The organism is Edaphovirga cremea (assembly GCF_003332275.1).
In the GTDB taxonomy this organism is placed as follows: Bacteria; Pseudomonadota; Gammaproteobacteria; order Enterobacterales; family Enterobacteriaceae; genus Edaphovirga; species Edaphovirga cremea.
The window spans coordinates 439,655-455,237 of the sequence record NZ_QOVA01000001.1; the positions used below are offsets into that span (position 1 = coordinate 439,655).

The 15,583-nt window shown below is 52.7% G+C and carries 15 protein-coding genes; 7 read left to right on the forward strand and 8 right to left on the reverse strand.

Features of this window, described 5'->3' with window-relative positions:
* Window positions 1-38: 38 nt before the first annotated feature.
* Window positions 39-1,241, forward strand: a complete 1,203-nt coding sequence (locus DRI82_RS02050) for a pyridoxal-dependent decarboxylase (protein ID WP_114191825.1) — start codon at window positions 39-41, stop codon at window positions 1,239-1,241.
* Window positions 1,242-1,337: 96 nt separating this feature from the next.
* Here DRI82_RS02050 and DRI82_RS02055 read toward each other — a convergent pair whose 3' ends face one another.
* Complete coding sequence (locus tag DRI82_RS02055) at window positions 1,338-2,159, reverse strand: pyridoxal phosphatase (protein WP_114191826.1); 822 nt, start codon at window positions 2,157-2,159, stop codon at window positions 1,338-1,340.
* Window positions 2,160-2,350: 191 nt separating this feature from the next.
* Between DRI82_RS02055 and pgl the strand changes: the two genes are divergently transcribed.
* A complete protein-coding gene (pgl, locus tag DRI82_RS02060; protein WP_114191827.1) occupies window positions 2,351-3,346 on the forward strand; it encodes a 6-phosphogluconolactonase in 996 nt (331 codons plus the stop codon).
* Window positions 3,347-3,422: 76 nt separating this feature from the next.
* On the opposite strand, the gene pemB is transcribed toward pgl, so the two are convergent.
* The 6 genes from pemB to DRI82_RS02090 form a co-directional block, all read right to left on the reverse strand.
* Entirely contained in the window at window positions 3,423-4,724 is a 1,302-nt protein-coding gene (gene pemB / locus DRI82_RS02065; protein WP_170138657.1) for a pectinesterase PemB, read from the reverse strand.
* A gap of 253 nt (window positions 4,725-4,977) precedes the next feature.
* Window positions 4,978-5,460 (reverse strand): kinase inhibitor, encoded by a 483-nt coding sequence (locus DRI82_RS02070; RefSeq protein WP_114191829.1) that lies wholly within the window; start codon window positions 5,458-5,460, stop codon window positions 4,978-4,980.
* A gap of 27 nt (window positions 5,461-5,487) precedes the next feature.
* Entirely contained in the window at window positions 5,488-6,168 is a 681-nt protein-coding gene (locus DRI82_RS02075) for a type 1 glutamine amidotransferase domain-containing protein (protein ID WP_114191830.1), read from the reverse strand.
* Between the two features lie 25 nt (window positions 6,169-6,193).
* The gene (locus DRI82_RS02080; RefSeq protein ID WP_114191831.1) at window positions 6,194-7,237 is read right to left on the reverse strand and encodes an NADP-dependent oxidoreductase; all 1,044 of its coding nucleotides are present in this window, start codon (window positions 7,235-7,237) and stop codon (window positions 6,194-6,196) included.
* Between the two features lie 220 nt (window positions 7,238-7,457).
* Entirely contained in the window at window positions 7,458-8,237 is a 780-nt protein-coding gene (locus DRI82_RS02085) for an ABC transporter substrate-binding protein (RefSeq protein WP_114191832.1), read from the reverse strand.
* 16 nt (window positions 8,238-8,253) lie between these two features.
* Window positions 8,254-9,408 carry a methionine aminotransferase gene (locus tag DRI82_RS02090; RefSeq protein WP_114191833.1) on the reverse strand — a complete coding sequence of 385 codons (1,155 nt, stop codon included), beginning with the start codon at window positions 9,406-9,408 and terminating at the stop codon, window positions 8,254-8,256.
* Between the two features lie 205 nt (window positions 9,409-9,613).
* Between DRI82_RS02090 and DRI82_RS02095 the strand changes: the two genes are divergently transcribed.
* Window positions 9,614-10,540, forward strand: a complete 927-nt coding sequence (locus DRI82_RS02095; protein ID WP_114191834.1) for a LysR substrate-binding domain-containing protein — start codon at window positions 9,614-9,616, stop codon at window positions 10,538-10,540.
* On the opposite strand, the gene bioA is transcribed toward DRI82_RS02095, so the two are convergent.
* Window positions 10,514-11,800 (reverse strand): adenosylmethionine--8-amino-7-oxononanoate transaminase, encoded by a 1,287-nt coding sequence (bioA, locus tag DRI82_RS02100; protein ID WP_114191835.1) that lies wholly within the window; start codon window positions 11,798-11,800, stop codon window positions 10,514-10,516. The genes DRI82_RS02095 and bioA overlap by 27 nt on opposite strands.
* Before the next feature lie 121 nt (window positions 11,801-11,921).
* Here bioA and bioB point away from each other — a divergent pair, with 121 nt between their 5' ends.
* Genes bioB through bioD form a run of 4 tightly spaced genes read left to right on the forward strand, consistent with a single transcriptional unit; the run spans window position 11,922 to window position 15,531 of the window.
* The gene (gene bioB, locus DRI82_RS02105) at window positions 11,922-12,959 is read left to right on the forward strand and encodes a biotin synthase BioB (RefSeq protein WP_114191836.1); all 1,038 of its coding nucleotides are present in this window, start codon (window positions 11,922-11,924) and stop codon (window positions 12,957-12,959) included.
* The gene (gene bioF, locus DRI82_RS02110; RefSeq protein ID WP_114191837.1) at window positions 12,959-14,107 is read left to right on the forward strand and encodes an 8-amino-7-oxononanoate synthase; all 1,149 of its coding nucleotides are present in this window, start codon (window positions 12,959-12,961) and stop codon (window positions 14,105-14,107) included. Before bioB ends, bioF begins: the two co-directional genes overlap by 1 nt.
* Window positions 14,094-14,861 carry a malonyl-ACP O-methyltransferase BioC gene (gene bioC / locus DRI82_RS02115; RefSeq protein ID WP_114191838.1) on the forward strand — a complete coding sequence of 256 codons (768 nt, stop codon included), beginning with the start codon at window positions 14,094-14,096 and terminating at the stop codon, window positions 14,859-14,861. Before bioF ends, bioC begins: the two co-directional genes overlap by 14 nt.
* Window positions 14,854-15,531: a dethiobiotin synthase gene (gene bioD / locus DRI82_RS02120; protein ID WP_114191839.1), complete on the forward strand. Its 678-nt coding sequence runs from the start codon at window positions 14,854-14,856 to the stop codon at window positions 15,529-15,531. The genes bioC and bioD overlap by 8 nt, the downstream gene beginning before the upstream one ends.
* Window positions 15,532-15,583 lie beyond the last annotated feature (52 nt).

The window sequence follows — 15,583 nt, forward strand, 5'->3', positions numbered from 1 at the left end:
GAATAAGAATTATAAAATTTTATTGGCAAAGGAGAAGCATGATGTCACCTGAAAAATCATCGCAACAAAATGAAATAATTCATGACAAGCAGTATTACATCGGTGTGCAAGTGAATTTATCGCCACTTGATTCACTCAGTCAGAATATGGCACCTGCACTGAGATATTTAACTAACAATCTTGGAGATTGTTACCAGTCACAGCACTGCCCTCTACCGAATTCAATGGATGATGAATGTGAAGCTGTAGAGATAATGGCAACCCTTTTGGGTTTACCGAAAGATGAGTGTTGGGGGTATATCGGCGGTGGATCGACACTCGGAAACTTGCAAGGGATGTGGATAGGGCGAACTTTATACCCTGATGCCACGCTGGTATTCTCGAAATCGGCTCACTACAGCATCTACAAGTTTGCCAGTTTATTAGGTTTCACGCAGGTTAAAATTATAAATGACACGCCTTCAGGGGCGATAGATCTTGCTGATTTTCAGGCCAAAATCTCCCCGGATGAAGATATTGTCATGGTATTAACGGCAGGAACGACAATGACCTGTGCCTATGATCCGATTGATCGCTGTGTGGAGTTGTTAAGCAAGAATAATAGTCGTATCTATCTCCATTTGGATGCGGCACTCGGCGGCTTTGTTATTCCTTATATTGATGAAAGCATCTTGAATACTCCTACGGCTGAATATACATTTAGTAACCCAGCAATATCATCAGTTACTGTAAGCACGCATAAGGTATTGGGAACACCAATGCCTGCTAATATTTTTGTCTGCCGCAAAGAAATTGCCGAGAAGTTTAAATGCTGCGTCAATGAAGTTCCTTACCTTGGTCAAATAAAAGATATTACGGTTTACGGCAGTCGGGATGGATTTCGTGCATCAACGGTATTATCTCGCCTCAAAGAGATGCAATCTTCCAGATTGTATGATCTGGTCCATGGTTCTCTTGAAAAGATAGATTTTATAATCCGTAAATTACAAAAAATGGGTTTGGAAAATGTATTCACTAACCCGGCAGGATTGGCGGTGGTGATGTCTCTTGCGACATTCCAGTCAAGGTTTTATCAAGAAGGCCAACAATTTCTCAAGGAAAAATATCACCTGGTACAGGATAACCACTATTTGCACCTTTATGTCATGGGTCATGTATCGCAAGCGATCTGTGCGGAGTTTTTGGATGACTGTGCGATATGGTTAATACCGCGACAAGAGAAGGTAGCGCAATTACCTTAAAGCCACGCATAATCAGAAAAGAGACATGCGATCGAAAAAACTGAAACGTAAGTGGCAACATGGGCACTTACGTTTCATCTCGGCATTGGAGGCATATTACCCAAGCACGCGGGTGTTAATCACTTCGGCGATGCTGGGTTGTTCGTTGGTACCGATGACCAGTTTGGCACGCGCTTTAATCGCGTCGTCCGCGTTACCCATGGCGACACCCAGACCTACGGTTTCCAGCATGCTGAGGTCGTTGTAGTTATCACCAAACGCGATGACATCGCTCATGCTCAGTCCTTCGGACTCGACCCATTCCTGCAGGCGTCTGCCTTTACTGTTGCCACCTTTTGCTATGTCAACCTGATCGTGCCATGACCATTCACAGGCCAGACCCAGATCGTTCTCGACCTGCGTTGCAAATTCCCGTAAAGCCAGGGTGTCGGCATGAGAGGTGGCGAACTTCCAGATCGACTGCGCACGATCCGCTGCGGCGACCAGACTCTCGACATGAACAATATTCGGGCGCTGGGTTTCCGGCAGGCTTTCAGACCACGCAAGTGAGCGGAGGACGGGACCGGTGGTTTTTTGATAGAGCATCGCGTCATCAACGTACAACAAACCGTGAATATCATAACGCTCCAGCAGGGTGATCACCTGGCGGGTCTTCTCAACGGATAAAGGATCCGAGGAAATGACTTTTTTCGCATGATAATCATACAGATAGGTTCCGTTGCAGCAGATGGCCGGGGTATCAAGCTTCAGCGCCTGATAGAACGGGTGAATGGCTACATGGTGGCGTCCAGTGACTACCACAACTTTGATGCCAGCGGCCCGGGCTTTCGCCAGTGCATCGAGCGATTCAGGTAAAATTCTTTTTTGACGATCTAATAGAGTACCGTCGAGATCGAGCGCAATTACGCGATAAGTCATAGCGGGTCTCGTTTTAAGTGTGGAGGGATTGGAAAGATTATTGCCGATATTACACGCATAATCTGATGGTTAAAACAACGTGCCACTTTGCGGCAGCGTTATGAATGGTTATGGTATTACGTTCAGGTAAGCTACCTGCCACTCTGTCCTGCCTTTTTGGGACATTAAAATTAGCGCATTAAGGAGATATGATGAAGCAAGTCGTCTACGTTGCCAGCCCCGACAGCCAGCAGATCCACGCCTGGCAATTGGCCGATGACGGTGCCCTGACCCTGTTACAAACGGTGGACGTACCGGGGCAGGTGCAACCGATGGCAATCAGCCCGGATCAGCGTCATCTCTACGTGGGGGTTCGTCCGGCTTTCGGTGTGGTGAGCTATCGCATCGCGCAGGATGGCACATTGGAAGAAGCCGGTATGGCACCTTTACCGGGCAGTCCGACCCATATCTCGACCGATCTCCAGGGACGTTTCCTGTTTGCGGCATCGTACAGCTTTAACTGTGTCAGCGTCAGCCCGATCGGCAGTGATGGCATAGTCACCGCGCCAATTCATCAGGTAGACGATCTGCAGGGATGTCACTCTGCCAATATCGATCCCACCAATCAGAAATTATTGGTTCCTTGCCTGAAAGAAGATCGCATCCGTATTTTCGATTTGTCACCGGAGGGGGAACTGAATGCCCATCGTCCTGACGCGATTGCGGCGGTTACTGGTGCAGGCCCTCGACATATGGTGTTCCACCCTAACCAGCGTTTCGCCTACTGTATCAATGAATTGAACAGTACCGTTGATGTCTTGCAGATCAACGAAGCGGGTGAGTACGCTACCGTGCAGATGTTGAACGCCATGCCACAGGATTTCACGGACACCCGCTGGGCAGCAGACATCCACATCACGCCGTGCGGCCGCTATCTCTACAGCAGTGACCGCACCGCCAGCCTGCTGAGCATCTTCAGCGTATCAGAAGATGGCAGCGTGCTGTCCCTCTTGGCGCACCATAAAACTGAAGCGCAGCCACGCGGATTTAATATCGACCATAACGGGCGCTACGTAATTACTGCCGGACAGAAATCGGATCAGATCGAAGTCGCCAGTATCAATGCTGACAACGGATCCCTGACCACATTGGGCCGTTATCCCGTTGGAAAAGGCCCGATGTGGGTCAGCATTGTCGCTTTCGAGTAATTCAGCACTCTATTGCTATTCACAATTGCTATTCACATGATTCTCCGCACTGGGACAATCCAGTGCGGCTTTTGCTTTACTTCTCGCCAACCCCGACGATGTTGTTGTATTCCCACAGGCGGTTGAAATTCACATCATTCAGATCGCGGTTCGGGGCGATATTGCCAGCAAACGGACGGTTGGTCGTCGCCGCAGCGCCCCAAGGCGCGAGAACGTCATAGCTGGAGTCGATGCGGCTGTCACGAATTACCAACTGACCGTTGGCAGTCTGACCTGCAACATAGCCGGTTTCACGCGCGCCCTGATCCCAGGCACGGCCAAGCTTAGCCTTGGTATCGCCCTGGAAGCCACCATCACCAGTCAGGCGGCTATTGATAACCAGAAAACCAAACGGTATCTGCGGCATGGTATCAGGCGCGAATACGTAGGCTTCGCCCGCACCACGGCTGGAAACAGTATGGAACTCAACGTTATCGAACACGGCATTGGCCCGGCCAAAGACATAATCTACATCCCCTTCGATGTAGCTGTTTTTGACATAAACCCGGCTGTAATGATCGGTGACGTAGTTATTCTGGATATCGCTGGTATTAACGAAAAACGTATCCTGACGACCAATCAAACGCACATTTTCCAACTGTGCCTTGTCGCCATCGGTACGCAGAGCGACGCCCTGATGTGCCCCGCCATCGACAGTATCAAGCAGGGAATTAACGACGGTCAGGTTTTTCATCTGGAAGTTGTTGCTTTGCGACCACACCACGGCAGAACAAATAGTATCAATAGTCTCTTTTTGCTTGGTGGCACAGACGTTATACATATACCACGCACGATCGCCAGGCAGGTATTCGCCTTTCGGGTTGACGGTATTGCGATAGGTTTCTGGCGAAATCATCGAATCAAGAGCCAACTGGATCACCACTTGATCGGCGGATTCACCGGCACCAAACAGCGTGATCGGCGCTGCGCCCGCAGGAACATAAACAGTGCCGGTGTAGGTACCTGGCAATAGTTTGATGAAAATGCGATTACCATGGTTGCGCGCACGCAGTGAGGCGCTTACCGCTTCCTGTACGCTGGTGAACGTTGCGCCATCTACGCCAACCTGGCTGCCAACCACAAATTGAGTTTGTACGGAGTCGGTGCTGATAAGCGACGGGATCCAATGATCTTCCAGCGGTTGAGCATATTGCCCACTCAGTGCGAAGTAATTGCGTTGGGTGAATATTTGCGCTTCATCTGCACTGAGCACCGGGCGGGTAGCCGTACCGGGTGCCAACTGAGTGGAAACGAGTTCTGCTTTATTACTGCTACAGGCTGCCAGCAACAATGAGACAGACAGCGCAGCAGCAACCCGGGAAAGGTTAGTAAAAGTCACTTTATTGGTGCTCCTAAGAGGCGGTGGTTTTTTTAGCATTTTATCCGCGCCATAGTAGCTGAAATTCAATAAAAAAAACAAAGGCGCGTGATCAAATTCACCGGCATGAACCTGCGTTTCATTGGGCGGATAGGGTTAAGTGACAGAAATATCTGTCGAGACAGCGGAATAAAAACAGGAACAACGAAATATCACTGGCGGGAAAGTTCAGAAAGTGGCGACCCGCGTCGGCTGGCCGCCCTCTTGTAACCCATTAACCGTAAGTCACGGTCAGTGTTGCACTGCCCAGCGTGTGGAAATGGATGTTAAAGCCCAGTACGGCTCCGCTGGCGTTTTCATCAACGTCAATATGATCCACGTCCAGCGCATGTATTGTGAATTGATAACGATGGTTCTCACCTTTCGGTGGTGCCGCGCCGCCGTATCCTGCTTTGCCGAAATCGGTGCGGGTCTGTACTGCACCTGCGGGAAGCCCGCCTTTGCCGGATCCGGCACCCTGCGGGATCTCACGCACGTCAGCAGGGATGTTTGCCACACCCCAGTGCCACCATCCGGAACCGGTGGGTGCATCGGGATCGTAAACGGTAATGGCAAAACTACGGGTACCCTCAGGGATGTTTTCCCAGGCCAAATGCGGTGACAGATTGTCGCCTGGGTAACCTATGTCATTGAAAACGTGACGTTCTGGCAGGGAATTACCGTCTTTCAGGTCGTTACTGGTGAGCGTAAAAGCCATTATTTACTCCCTTGCTTACATTAAAAGTTATGCACCCAATTTCTTCAGCAGCAGTTGCGCTACCGCTTCAGAGGATGCCGGATTCTGGCCGGTAATCAGATGACCATCATCAATGGCGTACACTTTCCAATCGGCTTCTTTGCTGTATTCGCCGCCAAGTTTTTTCAATTCGTCTTCAACCAGGAAAGGGACGATTTTGGTCAGTCCGACCGCATCTTCTTCACTGTTACTGAAACCCGTCACACGTTTGCCCTGAACCAGTGGTGTTCCATCAGGTTTGCGCGCATGGCGTAAAACACCGGGGGCATGACAAACCGCAGACACTGGCTTGCCATCGGCATAAAAATCATCGATTAGCGCGATGGAGTTTTCATCTTCGGCCAAATCCCACAAAGGACCGTGCCCACCGGGATAGAACACGGCGTCAAAACGATCGGCGTCGATGTTGATCAATTTCCTGGTCGTAGCCAACGTTTTCTGGGCATCGTAATCCTGACGGAAACGCTTGGTGGCATCGGTCTGCGCATCTGCCTCATCACTTTTCGGATCGAGCGGCGGATGCCCACCTTTCGGTGACGCCAGCGTAACATCGGCCCCCGCATCCAGAAACACGTAATAGGGGGCCGCAAACTCTTCCAGCCAGAAACCGGTTTTTTTACCGCTATCACCCAATTTATCGTGTGAGGTCAAAACCATTAAAATTTTCATCGTAACTGTATTCCTTTATCGAATGTCAGAGGTCGTCTTTACCTACCCGAACCACCACTTTGCCGAAGTTCTTTCCTTCCAACAGACCGATGAACGCTGCTGGGGCATTTTCCAGTCCATCGGTGATATCTTCGCGGAAGTTTATTTTTCCGGCTTCGAACCATTCGCCCATCTGTTTGGCAAATTCCGGATAGCGATGACCATAATCGTCAAAAATAATGAAACCCTGCATGCGCATGCGTTTTCTCAAGATCGTGCCTTGCAATAAAGACAAACGATCCGGACCTTCCGGCAGTGACGTCGCGTTGTATTGTGAAACCAATCCGCACACCGGAATACGTGCCTTGGTGTTTAGCAATGGCAGAACGGCGTCAAATACCGCTCCCCCGACATTTTCGAAGTAGACATCAATGCCATCAGGGCATGCTTTGGCCAGGCGTTTTTCAAGTTCTGGCGCACGGTGATCCAGGCACTCGTCAAAACCAAAGTGCTCTTTAGCATAGCGGCATTTTTCATCACCGCCGGCAATTCCTATCACCCGGCAGCCTTTCAGCTTGGCAATCTGTCCCACCAATGACCCCACTGGCCCGGTCGCGGCAGCGACAACCACGGTTTCACCGGCTTTGGGTTCGCCAATATCCAGCAATCCCATATACGCGGTAAAACCCGGCATGCCGAGCACACCCAGCGCCAGTGACGGATGTTTGGCGATGTTGCCTTCGAGTTTGCGCAGCGCCTTGCCCTCGGCGACGCTGTAATCCTGCCAGCCGCCCATGCCCAACACCCAGTCACCGGGTTTGAAGTCTGCATGTTTTGAATCAACCACGCGCGATACAACGCCGCCGGTCATGACATCATCTATTTGGACCGGAGCGGCGTAAGAAGGCGCGTCACTCATACGGCCACGCATATAGGGATCGAGGGAAAGATAGACGCTGCGCAGCAGCACCTGCCCGTTTTCAATCGGTGGGATAGCGCCTTTTTCCAGACGGAAGTTGTCTGCTATGGGCGCGCCTTTTGGGCGGGAAGCCAAAACCAGTTGACGGTTTACCGAGTTGTTCTGAGACATAGGGGCTCCTTGATACAATAAAATGCATAACATCCGGTTGGGGATGAACCAGTGATAAGTATAGGACTCTGTGAATCAGGAATAATTAGCTACCCATTATAGTCAGCAATATCAGGGCTGGCATATGTAAATGATGCGTTTTGAAATAGGGGGGAGTACTCAGAAAAACAACGGGATAAGTGGCCTTATCCCGAAAAATAATGTGCAGGGAGATGCAGAATCAAGGAACGGAGACGTCAATATCACCGAAGTATTTTTGTGACAGGGTTTTAATGACGCCATCCGCTTTCACTTTGGCGATCGCCTGATCCAGCGATTTCTTCAGGGCATCATCACCCTTGCGCAGACCAAACGCGATGCCGCTGCCGAGGATTTTCTCATCGACCACCGATTCACCGACAAAGGCATAGTCTTTGCCGTCAGGGCGTGAGAGAAAGCCATTTTGTCCAGCAGGAGCCAGCACCAGCGTACCATCAAGGCGACTAGAGGAGAGATCGAGGTAGATTTGGTTTTGATCTTGATAAGAGACGACATCGACGCCTTGCGGAGCCCAATGCGCTTTGGCATAACTCTCCTGAATGGAACCTTGCAGAACGCCAATATGTTTGCCTTTCAGCGAAGCCGCTTCAGGCAGCAGGCCGGAATCTTTTTTCGCAATAAGCTTGCTGGGCACGCGATAAATTACGTCTGTAAAATCAATCGCCTGACGACGTTTTTCGGTCACGTTCATCGCCGAATTGATGGCATCAAATTTACGCCCCTGCAGGGCCGGGATCAGGCCGTCGAAGGAGGTATCAAACCAGTCGCATTTCATTTTTGCCGCTTCACAGACAGCATGACCCAAATCGATATCGAAGCCCTGCAACTTGCCATCAGGGCCTTTGGACTCGAACGGGGGATACTGTGCTTCCAAACCAAAACGCAGTGTTCCGGTCTCTGCCAATACAGGCAGTGAAGAGAGCGCGCAGCTCAACAGAAGCAATGTTTTCAATGATTTCATCTCTACTCTCCGGGGTTTAAACCTGACACAAACGGCGCGCGCCTTCCAGCAGCGTGTCATTATCTTTGGCGAAGCTCAGGCGAATCAGGCCAGTGGGGGCACCATGACTGTAAAACGCCGAAAGCGGGATGGTAGCGATCTGGTGATCGCGGATCAAACGCAACACAAACTGGTCGTCGGTTTCATCACTGAAACCACGAAAACGGGCCAGCATAAAGAAACTGCCGCCACTTGGCAGCAATTCGAAACGTGAGCCTTGCAAGGCATTAGCCAGAATATCGCGTTTTTGCTGATAAAAATCAGCCAGACCGAGATAACTTTGCGGATCGGCCAGTGCCTCGGTAAACGCCACCTGCATCGGGGTATCCGCAGAAAACATCATGAACTGATGTACCTTGCGGATCTCCGTGGTCAGGGCGGCAGGAGCCAGGCAGTAACCGACTCGCCATCCGGTAACGTGATAGGTTTTACCGAAAGAAGAGACGATCACACTGCGTTCGGCCAGAGCCTGGTGGCAGGCCATACTCTCATGGCGGCGACCATCGAACACCACATGTTCATACACTTCATCAGATAAAATGATGATATCGCTATTGCGGGTGAGGGCGGTCAGCCGGGCAATATCCTCCTCATCAAAGATCGCACCGGTCGGATTATGCGGACTGTTGACGATAATCATGCGGGTTCGGCTATTGATCGCTGCCGCGACTTCATCCCAGTCAATGCTCAAATCTTCCAGCGACAGCGCGATAGGAATCGGTGTCGCCCCTTGCAGACGCACTATTGGCGCATAACTGTCGAAGGAAGGTTCAAAGTAGATCACTTCGTCACCGGGATGCACCAACGCGCTGATGGCGGAATACAACCCCTCGCTGGCGCTGGCCATGACGGTCACTTCATCATTGGCATCATAGAGCGTGCCATACAAAGCCAGCGCCTTGGCTGACAAGGCATGTCGCAACGCCGCCACACCGCTCATCGGCGCATATTGGTTATGACCAGCACGCATGGCACGCGCAACCGATTCCACCAATGCAGGATCGCAGGCAAAGTTTGGCGCACCCTGGGAGAGATTGAGCGCATTGTGTTCAGCACTGAGCTGACCAATAACGGTAAAAATGGTGGTGCCAACATCGGGCAACTTCGAGCGGGGCGCGCAGACACTCTGCATAACACACTCCTGATGAATACTTTTTTGATGAATAAGGTCATGAGTAAAAAAGTCTGACGCACGACAGGCAGAGGTAATCAGCGCACATGTTCAACGATCGACAGTGTTTAATGATTAAGCAATAGATCATCTGGGCTCACAATCGAAAATTTGTCATACTCATCATGACTTTTAATCATGGCTCATGGCCGGTCGGGAACGATTAATGAATGTGCTGCCCTCACTTAATGCATTGAAAACTTTCACTGTTGTTGCAGAAACGCTCAATTTCACCCGTGCGGCGCATAAACTCCATGTCACCCAGGGAGCCATCAGTCGCCAAATCGCCGGACTCGAACGTGAATTGGGCTATGCCCTGTTTGTGCGTCAGGCGCGCGGTCTTACGTTGACGCCACGCGGTGCGTCGCTGTTGCTGCCGGTAAAGCAGGCGCTTGGCACGATTGGCGAAGCGCTGACCCGCGTTGCCTCACAGCCGGAAACGCTCCGCATAAAATGCCCGACGTGTGCGATGCGCTGGATGTTGCCGCGAGTGATTCAACTGCAAAATGATGAACCGGAAATCCGCATTGAATTGACCGCCTCGGTCTCCCATGGTGTGGATTTCGGCAGCGAACATTTTGATGCGGCGGTTATCTTCAGCGATCAGATGGAAAAGCAGCGGCGCGCGTATCCGCTATTTGATGAGATCCTGACGCCGGTCTGTACGCCGGACTTCCTGCAAAGTAAGGAGGGGGTTCTTACCCCGGATGACTTGGCTGATCAAACGCTGCTGCACCCCACGCGCGATCGGCGTGACTGGCTATTGTGGTTGCGCGCAGCCGGTTACAATGCGCTGCCCTCCAGCAAGGCCCAGCATTTTGACACGCTGGATCTGGCGATTAACGCAGCGCTGCAAGGGTTTGGTGTGGCCATTGGCGATCTGACATTAATAGAAGATGATTTACGCGCCCGTCGGGTAATTGCACCGTTTCCTCTCTCTGTCGCCACTGGCGCAGCGTATTACCTCGTTGTGCGTGAATCCCTGTCCGAAAGTGACAAGCCGCAGCCTGCGCTGAGCCGGGCCATTGAGTATTTCATGGCTGAGGCCCAACGCAGTCGTTTGACATCAGGCCGCCTGATAGAGATGCCCTAGGGCGCTGGCGATGGCGGCGGTGAGTTTACTGAGTTGTTCGGGTTCGATCACGTAGGGCGGCATCAGGTAGATCAGCTTGCCAAAAGGGCGGATCCACACGCCCCGATCGACGAAATACCGTTGCAGTCGCGCCATCTCCACCGGTTGGCGCATCTCCACTACGCCAATTGCGCCCAGCACCCGCACGTCTGCCACTGCCGGATGCTGCTTCAACGGCATAAGCTCGGATCGCAACTGCCGCTCTATCGACGCTACCTGCTGCTGCCAACGGTTCTCAGCCAGAAGTGACAGGCTGGCGCTGGCGACCGCGCAGGCCAGTGGATTAGCCATAAATGTGGGGCCATGCATAAAACAACCGGCCTCACCGTTACTGATGGTTTCAGCCACGTGGCGGGTGGTGAGTGCCGCGGAGAGGGTCATATACCCTCCAGTCAACGCTTTGCCCAGGCACATAATATCCGGGGAAATCCCCGCATGCTCACAGGCAAACATTTTTCCCGTGCGGCCAAAACCGGTCGCAATTTCGTCGGCAATCAGCAGGATGCCATAGCGGTCACACAATGCCCGCACCTGACGTAAATACGCGGGATGATAAAAACGCATTCCCCCCGCCCCTTGCACGATGGGCTCCAGTATGACGGCGGCAATATCCACGCTGTGCTGGGAGATCATCTGCTCAAATGGAGCAATATCCTGCGGCTCCCACTCTGTACCAAACGCGCATTGCGGTGCCGGTGCAAACAGATGCTGCGGCAAATAACCCTGATACAGACTGTGCATGGAGTTTTGCGGATCACACACCGACATTGCAGCGAAAGTATCACCGTGATAGCCGTTGCGTAGCGTCAGAAGGCGCTGGCGCTTTTCCCCTTTCGCCTGCCAATACTGCATCGCCATTTTTATCGCCACTTCAACGGCAACTGAACCGGAATCCGCCAGAAACACGCATTCGAGTTGTTCTGGGGTCATCGCCACCAACTGGCGGCAGAGCGCCACGGCAGAAGGGTGGGTGATGCCGCCAAACATCACGTGCGCCATTTTCCCAAGTTGCTCGATTGCTGCCTGATTCAGTTGCGGATGGTTATAGCCGTGGACTGCCGCCCACCAGGAAGACATGCCGTCAACCAATACGCGGCCATCCGCCAGATGCAGTTCTGAACCCTGCGCCGACTCCACCGGATAGCACGGCAGCGGATGGCTCATCGAGGTATAGGGATGCCAGATATGACGTTGGTCGAAAGCGAGATCGGAAGAATTCATTAAGTTGGCCGTAAACTAAAAAAGATGATTTATGTTAACCGTAAACTTATTATGATCAATAATGGTTTACCAGTCAGTAATTATATAACAGTGAAAACACGTGATTTTTTGGAGAGCAGCGATGGCGCAACGTACCAAATGGACCCTCGAGCAGGTTCAAACCCTTTTTGCGATGCCTTTCCTTGAACTGATGTTCGAGGCACAGAAAACTCATCGTCAGCATTTTGATCCGCGACAGGTGCAAGTCAGCACATTGTTGTCGATCAAGACGGGGGCGTGCCCTGAAGACTGTAAATATTGTCCGCAGAGTTCGCGCTATAAGACCGGCCTGGAAAGTGAACGCCTGATGCAGGTCGAGCAAGTATTGCACTCAGCCCGTCAGGCCAAGGCGGCGGGATCGACGCGCTTTTGCATGGGCGCGGCATGGAAAAATCCCCACGATCGCGATATGCCCTATCTGGAGCAAATGGTGCAGGGCGTGAAAGAGCTGGGCATGGAGACCTGCATGACCCTGGGTTCGCTCAATAGCCAGCAGGCCCAGCGTCTGGCGCATGCTGGTCTGGATTACTACAACCATAATCTGGATACCTCACCCGAGTTCTACGGCAGCATCATTACCACGCGTAGTTACCAGGAACGTCTGGACACGCTGGACGAAGTACGTAATGCCGGGATCAAAGTCTGTTCAGGAGGAATTGTTGGATTGGGTGAGACGGAAAAAGACCGCGCCGGTCTGCTGATGCAACTGGCCAATTTGCCCACCGCACCTGAAAGTGTGCCAATCAATATGCTGGTGAAAGTGAAGGGCACTCCGCTTGCGGACAACGATGATGTCGATCCTTTTGATTTTATCCGCACGATCGCCATCGCCCGCATTATGATGCCGACATCGTATGTCCGGCTGTCAGCAGGCCGCGAGCAGATGAGCGAACAGACTCAGGCGATGTGTTTTATGGCGGGTGCCAACTCGATTTTCTATGGCTGCAAACTGCTGACCACGCCCAACCCTGCCGAGGACAAGGATTTGATCCTGTTCAATAAGCTTGGCTTAAATCCGCAACAGAACACGGCAGAAAAAGGTGACAATGAGCAGCAGCAGATCCTCGCGGAGCAGCTGATGTATGCCGATGAACCTCAGTTTTACAATGCGGCAGTGTAATGAGCTGGGCGCAACGGATTGAACAGGCGCTGGATGAGCGCCTGCTGGCTTCGGCTTATCGACAGCGCCAGGCAAATCAGGGCGGCAGCACCCGCGGGCTGACGGTGGATGGGCGTCGCTATCTTAATTTTTCCAGTAACGATTATCTTGGGCTCAGCCAGCATCCGGCGGTAATTCAGGGCTGGCAGGACGGAGCCAAACGGCATGGCGTAGGCAGCGGCGGTTCAGGGCATGTGACGGGCTACACCGAGGCTCACGCCGCGTTCGAGCAGCGTCTGGCTCAGTGGCAGGGCTACGATCGTGCGCTGCTATTTATTTCCGGTTTCGGTGCCAATCAGGCGCTGTTGGCGGCGTTGATGCAGAAAGGCGATCGGTTGCTGGCCGATCGCCTCAGCCATGCCTCACTGCTTGAGGCGGCGATGCATGCTCCCTCGCGACTGAGGCGTTTTCAGCATAATCAACCGGAATCACTGGCGGGCTTACTGCAACCAGCCGTGGCGGGGGAAACGCTGGTGGTGACGGAAGGTGTATTCAGCATGGACGGTGATGAAGCGCCGCTGGCGGCGTTGGCAGCACTCACTCACTCTGCGAACGGTTGGTTGCTGGTAGATGACGCACACGGCGTGGGAGTTATTGGCGAAGGAGGGCGGGGCAGTTGCTGGAAACAAGAGGTTTGTCCTGACTTGTTGGTGATTACCTTTGGCAAAGCCTTTGGCGTCAGTGGGGCTGCGGTACTTTGCGATGAGCCCGTGGCGGAGTATTTACTGCAATTTGCCCGGCATTTGATTTACAGCACCTCCATGCCTGCGGCTCAGGTAGTGGCTCTTGATGCGGCATTGGACTGTATTCAGAAGGGCGATGAATTGCGCCAGCGCCTGAATAACAACATCCATTACTTTCGTGAAGGGGCAAGCCGACTTCCGCTTTTGATGACGGAGTCTTCCACGGCTATTCAGCCATTGATCGTAGGTGAAAACCATCGCGCGCTGGAACTGGCGGGCAGTCTGCGTGAAGAGGGGCTTTGGGTCACGGCGATCCGTCCACCAACGGTACCGGAAGGAAGCGCCAGACTGAGAATTACGCTGACGGCTGTCCATCAGCGCGACGATATCGATCGCTTGTTGGAGGTGTTGCATGACCACTGTTGATGAGGTGATCAACAAACATGCGGTGGCCCAAGCCTTCAGTCGTGCTGCGCAAAGTTACGATAATGCGGCAGATCTGCAACGCCGTGTCGGCAATGAATTGATGCAACGGATGGTTGCCCATCCGGGTTCACTGCTGCTGGATGCGGGTTGCGGCACTGGTCATTTCAGCCGCTGTTGGCGGGCACGGGGAAAAACGGTTTATGCCGTGGATCTGGCGCCCGGTATGTTGGAAAAAGCCGCTGAACTTGGTTCAGCCGACCGCTATCTGCTTGGGGATATTGATGCACTTCCATTGCCTGATGGCACGGTGGATTTGGTGTTCAGCAATCTGGTGGTGCAGTGGTGCGGCTCGTTGCGTGCGACGCTGGCGGAATTATATCGGGTGACGAGACCGGGCGGGATGATTGCTTTTTCGACGTTGGTGCAAGGCTCGCTGTGGGAGTTGTCACACGCCTGGCAGCAGGTTGATGGTCAGTCCCACGTGAACCACTTTCTGTCTGACGAACAGATTCACGCAGCCTGTTCGCCATGGCGACATGAACTCCACTTCTGCCAAAAAACGGAACGCTTCCCTGACGTCATTACCCTCATGCGTTCTTTGAAAGGCATTGGGGCCACACACCTGCATCAGGGGCGGACAGGCGGCTTGACCGGACGCCAGCAGTTGCATGCATTGCAACAGAAATTTCCTCGCGAGAACAATGCGTTACCCTTGAGTTATCAACTGGCCTATGGAGTCATTTATCATGAGTAATCGATGGTTTGTAACGGGCACCGATACTGAGGTTGGAAAGACAGTTGCCAGTTGCGCGTTGCTCCAGGCGGCGGCAGCCATGGGTTTTCTTACGGCAGGATACAAGCCGGTGGCATCAGGCAGTGAAATGACGCCGGAGGGTGCGCGAAACAGTGATGCCTTGGCCCTCCAGGCCAATAGTCGGCTCCCAATGACCTACGCCGACGTTAATCCATTCACCTTCATTGAACCGACTTCGCCGCACATCGTCAGCGTAGCAGAAGGACGATCCATAGATCTTGTGCGTATGTCGCAAGGCTTGCAGCACCTTGAACAGCGGGCGGAGTGGATCCTGGTTGAAGGCGCGGGAGGATGGTACACCCCGCTTTCAGAACAACGCACTTTTGCTGACTGGGTGGTATCGCAGCAGTTGCCGGTCATTCTGGTCGTGGGTATCAAACTGGGCTGCATCAATCATGCAATGCTGACGGCAGAGGCCATTCAGCAGCGCGGTTTGCGGCTGGGTGGTTGGATCGCCAATGATATTCAACCTGTTGGACGACGCCATCAAGAGTACATGGCGACATTGACGCGTGAAATCAAAGCGCCGCTATTGGGGGAAATACCCTATCTCGCCGAACCAGAGCGTCAGAACCTTGGACAATATCTCGATCTCTCTCCCCTCAGTTAATCCTCGTTTCATCTGTTGCCGCAGGCTTTGCGGCACGTCTCGACGATCTGTC

Bases quoted from the DNA above. Each gene is read 5' to 3' on its own strand.
- DRI82_RS02050 (WP_114191825.1), top strand. From the start codon at position 39: ATGATGTCACCTGAAAAATCATCGCAACAAAATGAAATAATTCATGAC.
- DRI82_RS02055 (WP_114191826.1), bottom strand. From the start codon at position 2,159: ATGACTTATCGCGTAATTGCGCTCGATCTCGACGGTACTCTATTAGAT.
- pgl (WP_114191827.1), top strand. From the start codon at position 2,351: ATGAAGCAAGTCGTCTACGTTGCCAGCCCCGACAGCCAGCAGATCCAC.
- DRI82_RS02070 (WP_114191829.1), bottom strand. From the start codon at position 5,460: ATGGCTTTTACGCTCACCAGTAACGACCTGAAAGACGGTAATTCCCTG.
- DRI82_RS02075 (WP_114191830.1), bottom strand. From the start codon at position 6,168: ATGAAAATTTTAATGGTTTTGACCTCACACGATAAATTGGGTGATAGC.
- DRI82_RS02080 (WP_114191831.1), bottom strand. From the start codon at position 7,237: ATGTCTCAGAACAACTCGGTAAACCGTCAACTGGTTTTGGCTTCCCGC.
- DRI82_RS02085 (WP_114191832.1), bottom strand. From the start codon at position 8,237: ATGAAATCATTGAAAACATTGCTTCTGTTGAGCTGCGCGCTCTCTTCA.
- DRI82_RS02090 (WP_114191833.1), bottom strand. From the start codon at position 9,408: ATGCAGAGTGTCTGCGCGCCCCGCTCGAAGTTGCCCGATGTTGGCACC.
- DRI82_RS02095 (WP_114191834.1), top strand. From the start codon at position 9,614: ATGAATGTGCTGCCCTCACTTAATGCATTGAAAACTTTCACTGTTGTT.
- bioA (WP_114191835.1), bottom strand. From the start codon at position 11,800: ATGAATTCTTCCGATCTCGCTTTCGACCAACGTCATATCTGGCATCCC.
- bioB (WP_114191836.1), top strand. From the start codon at position 11,922: ATGGCGCAACGTACCAAATGGACCCTCGAGCAGGTTCAAACCCTTTTT.
- bioF (WP_114191837.1), top strand. From the start codon at position 12,959: ATGAGCTGGGCGCAACGGATTGAACAGGCGCTGGATGAGCGCCTGCTG.
- bioC (WP_114191838.1), top strand. From the start codon at position 14,094: ATGACCACTGTTGATGAGGTGATCAACAAACATGCGGTGGCCCAAGCC.
- bioD (WP_114191839.1), top strand. From the start codon at position 14,854: ATGAGTAATCGATGGTTTGTAACGGGCACCGATACTGAGGTTGGAAAG.